Annotated in this window: 9 protein-coding genes; 4 read left to right on the top strand and 5 right to left on the bottom strand. The window is 73.9% G+C overall.

All coding sequences use genetic code 11. The features are described 5' to 3' along the window. Positions 1-331: 331 nt before the first annotated feature. The 3 genes from ACZ4YL_RS15250 (at position 332) to ACZ4YL_RS15240 (ending at position 5,925) form a co-directional block, all read left to right on the top strand. Positions 332-3,877 carry a DNA polymerase III subunit alpha gene (locus tag ACZ4YL_RS15250; protein WP_468116767.1) on the top strand — a complete coding sequence of 1,182 codons (3,546 nt, stop codon included), beginning with the start codon at positions 332-334 and terminating at the stop codon, positions 3,875-3,877. Further along, a complete protein-coding gene (locus ACZ4YL_RS15245) occupies positions 3,874-4,884 on the top strand; it encodes a DinB/UmuC family translesion DNA polymerase (protein ID WP_468116766.1) in 1,011 nt (336 codons plus the stop codon). Before ACZ4YL_RS15250 ends, ACZ4YL_RS15245 begins: the two co-directional genes overlap by 4 nt. A gap of 180 nt (positions 4,885-5,064) precedes the next feature. After that, entirely contained in the window at positions 5,065-5,925 is an 861-nt protein-coding gene (locus ACZ4YL_RS15240; protein WP_468116764.1) for an esterase/lipase family protein, read from the top strand. Between the two features lie 37 nt (positions 5,926-5,962). Here the strand turns inward: ACZ4YL_RS15240 and ACZ4YL_RS15235 are convergent, their stop codons facing one another. The 4 genes from ACZ4YL_RS15235 to ACZ4YL_RS15220 form a co-directional block, all read right to left on the bottom strand. Next, positions 5,963-7,042: a lytic polysaccharide monooxygenase auxiliary activity family 9 protein gene (locus ACZ4YL_RS15235; RefSeq protein WP_468116762.1), complete on the bottom strand. Its 1,080-nt coding sequence runs from the start codon at positions 7,040-7,042 to the stop codon at positions 5,963-5,965. A gap of 221 nt (positions 7,043-7,263) precedes the next feature. After that, positions 7,264-7,935 (bottom strand): histone deacetylase, encoded by a 672-nt coding sequence (locus ACZ4YL_RS15230; protein ID WP_468116761.1) that lies wholly within the window; start codon positions 7,933-7,935, stop codon positions 7,264-7,266. A 224-nt stretch (positions 7,936-8,159) separates the two neighbouring features. Further along, complete coding sequence (locus tag ACZ4YL_RS15225) at positions 8,160-8,642, bottom strand: ribonuclease FAU-1 family protein (protein ID WP_468116760.1); 483 nt, start codon at positions 8,640-8,642, stop codon at positions 8,160-8,162. Next, positions 8,639-9,580, bottom strand: a complete 942-nt coding sequence (locus ACZ4YL_RS15220; protein ID WP_468116758.1) for a GNAT family N-acetyltransferase — start codon at positions 9,578-9,580, stop codon at positions 8,639-8,641. Before ACZ4YL_RS15220 ends, ACZ4YL_RS15225 begins: the two co-directional genes overlap by 4 nt. Positions 9,581-9,651: 71 nt before the next feature. Here ACZ4YL_RS15220 and ACZ4YL_RS15215 point away from each other — a divergent pair, with 71 nt between their 5' ends. Further along, positions 9,652-10,041 carry a GntR family transcriptional regulator gene (locus ACZ4YL_RS15215; protein ID WP_468116756.1) on the top strand — a complete coding sequence of 130 codons (390 nt, stop codon included), beginning with the start codon at positions 9,652-9,654 and terminating at the stop codon, positions 10,039-10,041. A 236-nt stretch (positions 10,042-10,277) separates the two neighbouring features. On the opposite strand, the gene ACZ4YL_RS15210 is transcribed toward ACZ4YL_RS15215, so the two are convergent. Next, positions 10,278-11,375 carry a DUF5925 domain-containing protein gene (locus tag ACZ4YL_RS15210; RefSeq protein ID WP_468116755.1) on the bottom strand — a complete coding sequence of 366 codons (1,098 nt, stop codon included), beginning with the start codon at positions 11,373-11,375 and terminating at the stop codon, positions 10,278-10,280. Positions 11,376-11,491: the final 116 nt, after the last annotated feature.

The following is an 11,491-nucleotide window of genomic DNA, read 5'->3' as shown; positions in this document are numbered from 1 at the left end:
GTCCCCGCAGGACGAGCGCGCGACCACCGGGTACAGCCGAGACATGCCCGCACGCGCCGAGCCGAGGAGACACCCCGCCCCGGCCCCCCACCCCGACCCCTGCCGACAGGCCCGCCACCTCCAGCCCCGCCGGCGATTGAGGCGCGGGTCCGGGCGGAGCCCGGCAGACGGCCCGGGCCGAAGCACACCGCCGAGCCGCCCGCAGGGCACCCGCGCCGCACACCGAGCCGCCCCGATCAGGTGATCGAACAAGTGTTTCGCACGAATATTCGAATTGCTCTATGGTGGAGAGCGGGGGAGGTGTTCATTCGAGCGAAGCAGGAGGCCGCGGGTGCCTGGTTTTACGCATCTGCACACCGTTTCGGGGTTCTCCATGCGCTACGGAGGTTCACACCCGCAGCGGCTGGCGGAGCGCGCCGCCGAGCGGGGTATGGACGCCCTCGCCCTGACCGACCGCGACACCCTCGCGGGCGCGGTCCGGTTCGCGAAGGCGTGCGCGCAGGCGGGCATCCGGCCGTTGTTCGGAGCGGACATGGCGGTCCCGTCCGCGACGGGCTCGGCCGGGTCGGGGGGCCCGGCCGGATCCGTCGGGGGCGACGGCTCCGGCGAGGCCTCGTACCGGCGGCGCACCCCCGTCAAGGGCGGGGCCTTCGTGGACGAGTCCGCCGCGCGCGCCGTCTTCCTGGCCCGGGACGGTGCCGCCGGGTGGGCCGAGCTGTGCCGGATGGTCACCGCCGCCCACGCGGGGGCCGCCGAGGTCCCGCTGGTGCCCTGGGAGGCCCTGCGCGGGGAGGGCGTCTTCGTCCTGCTCGGGCCCGGCTCCGAGGTGGGCCGGGCGCTCGCCGCGGGCCGCCCCGACCGGGCCGCCCGGCTGCTCGCACCCTGGCGGGAGATCTACGGCGACTCCCTGCGCCTGGAGGCCGTCCACCACGGCCGCACCGGCACCGGGCCCGGCTCGCTCCGGCTGGCCGCCCGGACCGTCGGCTTCGCCGCCGAGCAGGGCGTTCCGGCCGTGCTGACCAACGCCGTCCGCTACGCCGACCCCGGCCAGGGCCCGGTCGCCGACATCCTCGACGCGGCCCGCCGCCTGGTCCCCATCGACCCCCGCAACCCCGCGTACCCGCTCGACAGCGGCGAGCGCTGGCTCAAGGCCCCCGCCGCCATGGCCGAGGCCGCCGACCGGATCGCGCGGGCGGCCGGCCTGCGCCCCGCCGACGCCAGGCGCCTGCTCGCGGAGACCCGGCGGACCGCCGAGGCCTGCTCCGTGGACCCCGAGGACGACCTCGGCATGGGTTCCGTGCACTTCCCCGAGGCCCGGCTCGTCGGCGCGGCCCGCCGCAGCGTCCAGCGGGTCCTCACCTCCCGGGCCTCGGCCGGCATGGTGCTGCGCGGCTACGCGGGTGACCGCGCGTACTGGGAGCGGATGCACCAGGAGCTCGACATCATCGCCTACCACGGCTTCGCCTCGTACTTCCTGACGGTCGCTCAAGTCGTGGACGACGTGAAGGAGATGGGCATCCGGGTGGCCGCCCGCGGCTCCGGCGCCGGTTCCCTCGTCAACCACCTGCTCGGGATCGCGCACGCCGACCCCGTCGCCCACGGCCTGCTGATGGAGCGCTTCCTCTCCAAGCGGCGGCGCGTCCTGCCCGACATCGACATCGACGTGGAGTCCGCCCGCCGGCTGGAGGTCTACCGGCGGATCATGGACCGGTTCGGCACCGAGCGAGTCGCCACCGTCTCCATGCCCGAGACCTACCGGGTCCGGCACGCCATCCGCGACGTCGGCGCCGCCCTGTCCATGGATCCGGCCGTCACCGACCGGCTCGCCAAGGCGTTCCCGCACATCAGGGCCCGCGACGCCCGCGCCGCGCTGGAGGAACTCCCCGAACTGCGCGACGTGCGGGGGGAGTCGTACGGGCGGCTGTGGGAGCTCGTCGAATCGCTGGACGCGCTGCCGCGCGGGATCGCCATGCACCCGTGCGGGGTGCTGCTCTCCGACGACTCGCTGCTCGCCCGTACGCCGGTGGTACCCACCAGCGGTGAGGGCTTCCCCATGTCCCAGTTCGACAAGGACGACGTGGAGGAGCTCGGGCTGCTCAAACTGGACGTGCTGGGCGTGCGGATGCAGTCCGCGATGGCCCACGCGGTCGCGGAGATCCGCCGTGGCACGGGGGAGGAGCTCGACCTGGACGACCCGGCGCAGGTGCCGCCGGGCGACCGGGCCACGTACGAGCTGATCCGCTCCGCCGAGACGCTGGGCTGCTTCCAGATCGAATCGCCGGGCCAGCGGGACCTGGTGGGGCGGCTGCAGCCGGCCACCTTCCACGACCTGGTCGTCGACATCTCGCTGTTCCGGCCGGGGCCGGTGGCCGCCGACATGGTGCGGCCCTTCATCGAGGCCCGGCACGGGCGGGCCCCGGTCCGCTTCCCGCATCCGGACCTGGCCGACGCGCTGCGCGAGACGTACGGGGTCGTGGTCTTCCACGAGCAGATCATCGAGATCGTGCATGTCATGACCGGTTGCGGGCGGGACGAGGCGGACCGGGTGCGGCGCGGGCTGTCCGACCCGCAGTCGCAGCCGCGGATCAAGGTCTGGTTCGCGGCGAAGGCGGCCGAGCGCGGCTATCCGGTGGAGGTGATCGGCCGGACCTGGGAGATCGTGGAGGCCTTCGGGTCGTACGGCTTCTGCAAGGCGCACGCGGTGGCCTTCGCGGTGCCCACATACCAGTCGGCCTGGCTGAAGGCGCATCACCCGGCGGCCTTCTACGCCGGGCTGCTGACCCACGACCCGGGGATGTACCCGAAACGGCTGCTGCTGGCGGACGCGCGGCGGCGGGGCGTGCCGGTGCTGCCGCTGGACGTGAACCGGTCGGCGGCCGCCCATCATATCGAACTGGTGTCCGATGACGGAGGGGTGTGGGGGCTGCGGCTCGGGCTGTCCGACGTCCACGGCATCAGCGGGGCGGAGGCGGACCGGATCGAGGCGGGACAGCCGTACGCCTCCCTGCGCGACTTCTGGGACCGGGCGCACCCGGGCCGCCCGGTCGTCGAACGGCTCGCGCAGGTCGGGGCGTTGGACGCCTTCGGTGCCAACCGGCGGGACCTGCTGCTGCACGTGTCCGAACTGCACGGCGCGCAGCGGGCCGCAGGCGTGCGCGGTCCGCAACTCCCGCTGGAGGGCGGCCGGTCCACGGCCTCCGTCGGACTGCCCGACCTGACCGAGGCGGAACGGCTCAGCGCCGAGCTGGGCGTCCTCGGCATGGACGCCTCGCGGCACCTGATGGGGGACCACCACGCCTTCCTGGCCGAACTGGGAGTGATCCCGGCGCGCCGGCTGCGGGACACCGAGCACGGGCAGACCGTACTGGTCGCGGGGGCCAAGGCGGCCACCCAGACCCCGCCGATCCGCTCCGGGAAGCGGGTCATCTTCACGACGCTGGACGACGGGACGGGCCTGGTCGACCTGGCCTTCTTCGACGACAGCCACGAACGCTGCGCGCACACCGTCTTCCATTCCTTCCTGCTGCTGGTACGAGGTGTCGTGCAGCGGCGGGGCCCGCAGAGCCTGAGCGTCGTCGGGGCGGCGGCGTGGAACCTGGCGGAGCTGGTGGAACTGCGGGCGGCGGGCGGTCTGGACGCGGTCGCGGCCCGCCTCGCCGAGCCGGCAGCCGAGCCGGCCGCCCCGGGAGCCCCGGCCGCCCCGGGCGTCGACGGGGAGCCTGCGGCGAAGGGCCCGCAGGGTCCGCAAGGTCCCGGCCGCAGGATCCGCATGTCCACGGGGTACGAGATGAACCCCTGGGCCGACCTCCAGCCGCCGGGCACCGGCCCCGCGACCGGCCGCAAGCTGTGGCACTCCAGCCCGGGGAGCGCGGGATGACCGCCACCGAGCGGGTCGTGATGTGCCTGCGCCCGTATCCCGCCGACGGGGGCCCGCTCGGGGCGCGGGAGTACGCCGGGGTGCTCGCGCTGCTCGGCGGCATCACCCCGGCCGTGCAGGCCCTGGCGCCCGACACCGTCCTCGCCGAGATCCGGGGCGCGCTGCGGTACTTCGACTGCGACGCCGCCCGGCTGGCCGCCGTGATCCGGGTCCGGGCCCTCGCGCTGTACGGCGTGGACGCCGCCGTCGGCGTGGCCGGCAACCCCATGCTGGCCCGGGCGGCGGCCCGCGAAGCCCGGCCCGGGGAGACCCTGGTGATCCCCGCGGAGCCCGCCGCCGTACGGGACTTCCTGGCGGGCAAGCCCGTCACGGCCCTCGACGGGGTCGGGCCGAAGGCCGCCCGCACCCTGTGCTCCTACGGCCTCGATTCCGTCGGCCGGGTCGCCGCCGCCCCGCCCGCCGCCCTGCGGCGGATCCTTGGCGCCCGGCTCGGCCGTGAGGTGCACGAGCGCGCCCTCGGGATCGACCGGACCCCCGTCCGGCCGGGCGCCGCCGCCCGCGCCATCGCCGCCGAGCGGCTCTTCGATCTGGACGAGCTGGATCCCGTACGGCACCGGCGGGCCCTGCTCTCGCTGACGGAGGAGCTCGGCGCGAAGCTTCGTACACAGGAACAGGGCCGGGGGCAGGTCTGCCGCGCCCTCTCGCTCACCGTCCGCTGCGCCGACCGCACCACGCTCACCCGGACGCGCACCCTGGCCGAGCCCACCGCGCACTCGGCCGCCCTGACCGCCACGGCCTACGCCCTCTACGCGGGCCTCGGCCTGCAGCGGGCCCGGGTCCGCGCGCTGTCCCTGCGCGCCGAGGACCTGACCTCGGCCGATCGGGCCACGCGGCAGCTCAGCCTCGACCCCGAGGACGAGAAGGCCCGCCGCCTGGAGGTCGTCACGGACCGGGTCCGCGCGCGCTTCGGACCGCACGCGATCGCCCGCGGCACGCTGGCCGCCTGACGGTCCGTCCGGCGCCGTACAGGCGGTCGCCCGGGCGACGCGCGAGTTTTTACCGACGCGTAACTTCCCTGTGTTGCTACTCACCCGTAATTTAGCGGCAGCAGCTCCCCCTTGTGATCCGGATCACGGGACAAACCCCCACGCTCATCCCCTTGAGTCGACCCGCGAGGAGATCATCCGATGCTGCCCTGGAGACGCCTGCTCCGCCCACTCGCCGTCCTCACCCTCACCGCCGCCGCACTCGTCGCCCCCACCGGCGCAGCGCAGGCCGCGGCCGCCCCCAGCAGCGGCTGGAACAACTGGTCGTGCAAGCCGTCCGCCGCGCACCCGCGCCCCGTCGTCCTCGTCCACGGCACCTTCGGCAACTCCTGGGACAACTGGCTCGGCCTCGCGCCCTACCTCGTCCACCGCGGGTACTGCGTCTACTCGCTCGACTACGGCCAACTGCCCGGCGTCCCCCTCTTCAACGGGCTCGGGCCCATCGACAAGTCCGCCGGACAGCTCGACGTCTTCGTAGACAAGGTGCTCGCCGCCACCGGCTCCGCCAAGACCGACATCATCGGGCACTCGCAGGGCGGCATGATGCCGCGCTACTACCTGAAGTTCCTCGGCGGCGCCTCGAAGGTCAACGCGCTGGTCGGGCTCGCCCCCGACAACCACGGCACCACCCTGCTTGGATTCACCAAGCTCCTGCCGTACTTCCCCGGGGCCGAGGACCTGATCAGCACCGCGACCCCGGGTCTCGCCGACCAGATCGCCGGATCCGCCTTCCAGCAGAAGCTGAACGAGGGCGGGGACACCGTGCCCGGGGTGAAGTACACGGTCATCGCGACCAAGTACGACGAGGTGGTGACCCCGTACCGGAGCGCCTTCCTGGACGGGCCGAACGTACGCAACGTCGTCCTCCAGGACCTGTGCTTCCTGGACCTCTCGGAGCACGTCACGATCGGGCTCACCGACCGGATCGCCTGGCACGAGGCGGTCAACGCCCTCGACTCGGCACACGCCGAACCGACCACCTGCGCCTCGGTCTTCGACTGACGGGGCGCAGGCGGTCCGGCACCGGACAGACAGGGGCCTAGCGGCCGTGGCGACCCGTCGCCGTACGCGCGGTGCGGCGGCGGGCGGCTGCGAACAGCGCGGCTGCGCCGACGGCCAGGGCGGCGGCCCCGGCGATCGCGATCGTCGGGGTGGCGCTGCTGCCGCCCGTCTCCGCGAGGTTCTCCTTGGCCGCGGCCGGCGAGGAGGAGCCGGCCGCGATCGGGACGGCGGCGGCATCCGTCGTGCCGTTCGTCTTCGGGTCGTTGTCGCCGTGGCCGTTGTGCTCCACCGTGGACTTGCCGGCGCCGTCGGAGATCTGCTGGTCGGTCGGGGCCGAGGGCTTGTCCGCCGGCTTGTCGCCAGGCTTGTCGCCCGGCTTGCCGGTCGGCTTGTCGGTCGGCTTGGCACCCGTCCCGGTGGTCGGAGCGCTACCGGAGCCGCCGCCGTTGCCGCCGCCCGCGCCCCCGTTGTCCTTGCCGAAGACCACGTCCGAGCAGGTGTAGAAGGCCTCCGGGCTGTCGGAGCGCTGCCAGATGCTGTAGATCAGGTGGCGGCCCGACTTGTTCGGGACGGTCCCGGAGAAGACGTAGTCGCCGTTCTGCATGCCCGGGTCGGTGACCTTCGCGAACGGCGCGGGCTCCAGGTCGGACCAGGCCAGGGGCTTGGTCGGGTCGTAGCCGTCCTTCGTCACGTACAGCTCGAAGGAGCCCTTGTGCGGGGCCGTGCCCTTGTAGCGGAAGGTGTGCGCGCCGGCGGCCATCGGGCTAGCCGGCCAGTCGGCACGGGCCAGGTCCAGCCCCCGGTACTTGTCGTTGCCGGCCGAGCAGAGCTGGCCGTTCGGGATCAACGACCGGTGGTTGCCGGCCGCGTTGGCGATGTTCACCGCGTTCCAGTCGTAGAACGGCTGCGTCCCGGCGGCCGCGACCGCCGCCTTGCACGCCGCCGACTCCGGGGACTCCGGTCCCTCGGCGTAGCACGCGGCCACCCGGCTGACCGGGTCCGTCATCGAACCGTGGGCGACCGCGGGAGCCGCCGCGTACGCAGCCAGCGCGAGCGGGGCCAGGCCGGCGGCGGCGATACGGGTCAGCGTGACGGCGGTGCGGCGGCGTGCGGGCATGGGTGATCTCCTTCGGGCACAAGGCAGGGGCGTGCCGGCGGAATCGGGCTCCGTGGTGCGCCGCCCCCCGGCGGCGCCACAACGGGCCCTTCCTGTCCTGGCCCGGCCAAGCTAGCCGCCCCGACCACGGGTTTTGCCACCTCAGGCCCACCGGAGCGGATCCTTAGGGTCCTCTTAAGGCAGGGACAAGCGCCGCCTCAGGAAGTGGGCTCGGCAGGGCGTCACCGGCCGGTGTCGGTCGTCAGCAGGTCCCTCACCTGTGCGGCCGTCCAGTTGCCGGCGGCGCCGGGGCAGGCCGCCAGATAGCCGGCGATGTCCTGCTCCTCCCAGGGGCCGGACTCCAGGAGGCCGCCGGCCAGGTAGCGCAGGTATGCGCCCGACGGGTTGAGCACCTCGACGTCCTGAAGGCTCCACGGCGCGGTGAAGGTCAGCATGGGGATGCCCTCGATGGTGCCCGGGCAGATCAGGGTCTCGTACCGCCCCGGGCCCAGCTCGTCACGACCGTCCCGTAGGGCCGCCGTCAGGTCCAGGTCCGCCCCCGGCTTCTCGTACATCTCCTGTGCGGCGATGTCGGACATCTGGCCGACCGTCACCAGGTGCGCGCGTCCGCGCATGCGCCCGGGAGCCGTGGGGTCGTAGAAGGCCCGGCCGCCCGTCCACACCGGGGACTCCGTGGCGAAGTACAGGCGGCCTTCCAGCTCGACCGCGATCGAGCGCTCGGGCGCCCGGTGGTCCCGGCAGCCCGGGTACGTGCGTGCCGCGCCCGGCGGGGTCCCGCCGGCGATGTACGTGGCGAGGCGGTCCATGTGCATGTTGGACCCGTAGGAGGCGTACCAGACCTTCTCGGGCGTGGGGACCGCCTCGGCGAGCGGGGTGGCGGTGTGGACGGGCATGCTCGGTTCCTCGGGGGTCGGGGATCGGGGGACGGAGCTGGGGGGCCGGGGCGAGGGGAAGCGCCGGCCCGCCGGGGATCCGGAATATCCCCTGTCATATGCCTATCGGGCCACTGAGGCCCGTGCGTATGGTGTGGCCCCGGACCATCCCGGGCCCGGCGCCCTCCCGGCTCCCCACGGGAGGGCCGCCGCGCGCCCCGCGTCCCGCGTCCCACGTCCCCGGACTACGAGAGGAGCGCGGAAAGGCCGGCCGCGGACCGGGCCTGGTCGTCCAGCGCGTCGAGGGCCCGTACGGCCTGGGCCGCGGCCTCCGGGTCGCTCGCGGCGAGCCCGCTCCCGGCGAACTCGTCCTCGTCCAGCCGCAGCACGGAGCTCCCGTCCGCCGAGACCCACAGGTCGAGGTCCAGGTCCTCCACCAGGATCTCCCCGCTCTGCACCAGCGCCGGCCGCGTGACGTCGCAGTACCAGCCCTTGAGGACACCGCCCGCGGTCCACACCTCCTTGACCGCGTACCAGCGGGTCCGCCAGAAGTGCTCGACGAACACGTCGCCCGGCTCGAAGCGCACGAAGCCGAAGTCCCGTACGCCCTCCGCCGCCCAGGGGGCGCGCACGGAGATCCGGTCTCCGTCGTCGGCGACCTGCACTGCCGGGTAGCGGATCTTGGTCCGTCCGGCCTTGGTCAGGACGACGGTCAGCTGTGCGGTCACGGGGTCTCCAGTTTCTTCGTGTAGCGCGTCTCGGTCGCGCAGATCTCGTAGCCGAACCACTCGTTGACGGCGAGCATCGGGCCGTTGCCCGCGTCGTTGCCGGTGAAGGCCTCGGTGTACCCGGCCGCGCGGGCCCGGTGCAGGGAGGCCGTCTTGGCGAGCTTGGCCAGCCCCCGGCCGCGGAAGGCGCGCAGGGTGCCGGTCATCGCCGAGGCGTAGCGGGTCCCGCCGTCGGTCTGCGCCGCGGTGAAGGAGGCCACGACGCCGTCGACCACGGCGACGGTGGTCAGCTCCTTGTCGAGGGACGGGCTGTTCCAGATGTGCGCGAGCCAGTCCTCGTAGTCGTCGAGCTCCGCCGCGACATCGCCCGGTTCGTCGGAGGTCGTCTCGGCGTCGGCCTCGAACAGCGGCCGCGGGTCGGCGGCGAAGGCGGAACCGGGACGCAGCTCGACCCCGGCCGGAAGGTCCCGCGGCAGCTCGGGCAGCGTGACCGCCGCCAGGTCCAGGCGCAGGAAGTGCGCCGACCGGCTGGGGCGGTAGCCGTGCCGCTCGGCGAAGGCACGAGGGGCGGGCTCGTCGAGCACCCAGGCGTACACGTCCACCGCGCCCCGCGCGGCGAGGTGCTGTTCGGCGGTGCGCAGCAGGAGGGCGCCGGCGCCGAGGCCGCGGTGGGCGGGATCGACGTAGGCGTTGACGTACGACTGGCCGGGCTCGGGGCTGTCGTGCACGATGCCGACCTGGGCGGTGCCGATGACCCGGCCGTCCCCGGTCTCGGCGACGAGGATCCGGTGGTGCTTCGCCGGGTGGGCGGAGGAGAGCTCGAAGGTCACCCCCTCCGCAGTGGTGATCACGAACGGCAGGGCGGCGCGGCGTACCCGTACGACGGACGCCGCGTCCGAGGGGTCGCCGGGGCGGAGGTCGCGGATCGATACGGTCATGTGGCAGACGCTACGTGCGCCTTCGCGGCGTGCGCCTCCCAATTAGCCGCCGATGGTGGACAATCACCCGCGTGACCTCGACAAACCTGAAGATCACCATCGACGGCTCGGCCGGGTCGGCCGCCCCGTATGAACAGCTGCGCGTGCAGATCGCAGACCGGGCCCGGTCGGGGAAGCTCCCGGCGGGCTTCAAGCTGCCGACGGTACGCGGCCTCGCGGAGGAGCTGGGGCTGGCCGCCAACACGGTCGCGAAGGCGTACCGGGCGCTGGAGGCGGACGCGGTGATCGAGACGCGGGGCCGGAACGGGACCTTCATCGCCGCCGCCGGGGACGCGGTGTCCCGCGAGGCGGCGTCCGCCGCACAGGCGTACGCGGACCGGGTCCACCGCCTCGGCCTGACGCAGGCCGAAGCCCTCGCCGCCGCCACGGACGCCCTCCGGGCGCGGTACGCCGCCAAGTAGCCACCGCTGGTCAGGCCGTGCGACCCCAGGCCCCGCGCGGGCCGGTCCGGGCGCAACCCCCGCCTCGCCGGCGATTGAGGCGCGGGTCCCCAGAGCGCGGTACGTCGGCCCCGCCGGCCGGTCGCCGGGGGCGCTGCCCCGGACCTCCGTGCCTCGAACGCCGGAGAGGCCGGCAAATGAGCCACGCCGGCGATTGAGGCGCGGCCGGGCAGTTGAACCGCCCACCGAGCCGGAGGCTAGAGGTACAGCCCCGCCTCCGAGCTGTGCGGCTGTGGCGGCAGGATCGCCGCCGGGCCCGTGCCGCGGCGCAGGGCGAACAGCTCCGCCAGGCTGGCGCCCTCGCGGGAGACGCCCTCGTCCGTGCCCAGCCAGTCCACCGCCTCCCGGTGGGTCAGCCGGCCGACCTCGATGCGGGCCAGGCAGCGCCCCGGGCGGACCACCGCCGGGTGGAGCCGTTCCAGGTCCTCGTTGGTGGTGACCCCCACGAGGACGTTGCGGCCCTGCCCCAGCAGGCCGTCCGTCAGGTTCAGCAGGCGGGACAGCGCCTGCCCGGCCGTGTGGCGGGCCTCGCCCCGGATCAGCTCGTCGCAGTCCTCCAGCAGCAGCAGCCGCCAGCGGCCCTTCGCCGTGCCCTCGTCCTCGCCGATCGCGATGTCCATCAGGTAGCCCACGTCGTTGAACAGCCGTTCCGGGTCCAGGACGCAGTCCACCTGGCACCAGTCGCGCCAGGACCGGGCCAGCGTGCGCAGCGCGGAGGTCTTGCCCGTGCCGGGCGGCCCGTGCAGCAGGAGCAGCCGGCCCGCGATGTCGTCCGGGGTCACCTTCATCAGCCGGTCCATCGCCCCGGCCACCGGCGCGGTGTAGTTGGGCCGCACCTCCGCCCAGGTTCCGGCCGCGATCTGGCGGGTCGTCCGGTACGGGCCGCGGCGCGGGGAGACGTACCAGAAGCCCATCGTGACGTTCTCGGGCTGCGGTTCGGGCTCGTCCTGGACGCCTTCCGTGGCCTTGCCGAGCACACCGGCGGCGAGTTCGTCGCTGATCGCCGTCACGGTGACGTCCGCGCCCCGGCTCCAGCGCGAGACGAGCATGGTCCAGCCCTCGCCCTCGGCGAGGGTGGCGCTGCGGTCGCTGTCGCGCGCCGAGCGCAACACCGTGGCCTCCGGCGGCAGGAGGGTGGCCTCCGCCTTGACCCGCTCGATCGACACGCTGTGCGAGTACGGCTGCTCGCCGGACGCGAACCGGCCGAGGAAGAGCGCGTCGACGACGTCCGACGGTGAGTCGCTGTCGTCGACGTTGAGCCGGATCGGCAGCGCGTCATGCGGGTTGGCTGACATGGCGCCCATGATCCGGCACACGGTGCCCTCGTGCACCCGTGTTTCGCTGGATCGGGTGCCCAAGTTCCCTCTTCAAACGCATTCGGAGTGAAGGTTCGGGCTTCAACTCTGCCCTG

It is taken from the genome of Streptomyces sp. NPDC030021, from assembly GCF_055574035.1.
The sequence above is the reverse complement of the archived record's forward strand: the minus strand, read 5'-3'. Positions and strand labels throughout refer to the sequence as shown.

Excerpts from the sequence above, each read along its gene's own strand:
- ACZ4YL_RS15245 (WP_468116766.1), top strand. The coding sequence starts at position 3,874 with ATGACCGCCACCGAGCGGGTCGTGATGTGCCTGCGCCCGTATCCCGCC.
- ACZ4YL_RS15240 (WP_468116764.1), top strand. The coding sequence starts at position 5,065 with ATGCTGCCCTGGAGACGCCTGCTCCGCCCACTCGCCGTCCTCACCCTC.
- ACZ4YL_RS15235 (WP_468116762.1), bottom strand. The coding sequence starts at position 7,042 with ATGCCCGCACGCCGCCGCACCGCCGTCACGCTGACCCGTATCGCCGCC.
- ACZ4YL_RS15230 (WP_468116761.1), bottom strand. The coding sequence starts at position 7,935 with ATGCCCGTCCACACCGCCACCCCGCTCGCCGAGGCGGTCCCCACGCCC.
- ACZ4YL_RS15220 (WP_468116758.1), bottom strand. The coding sequence starts at position 9,580 with ATGACCGTATCGATCCGCGACCTCCGCCCCGGCGACCCCTCGGACGCG.
- ACZ4YL_RS15210 (WP_468116755.1), bottom strand. The coding sequence starts at position 11,375 with ATGTCAGCCAACCCGCATGACGCGCTGCCGATCCGGCTCAACGTCGAC.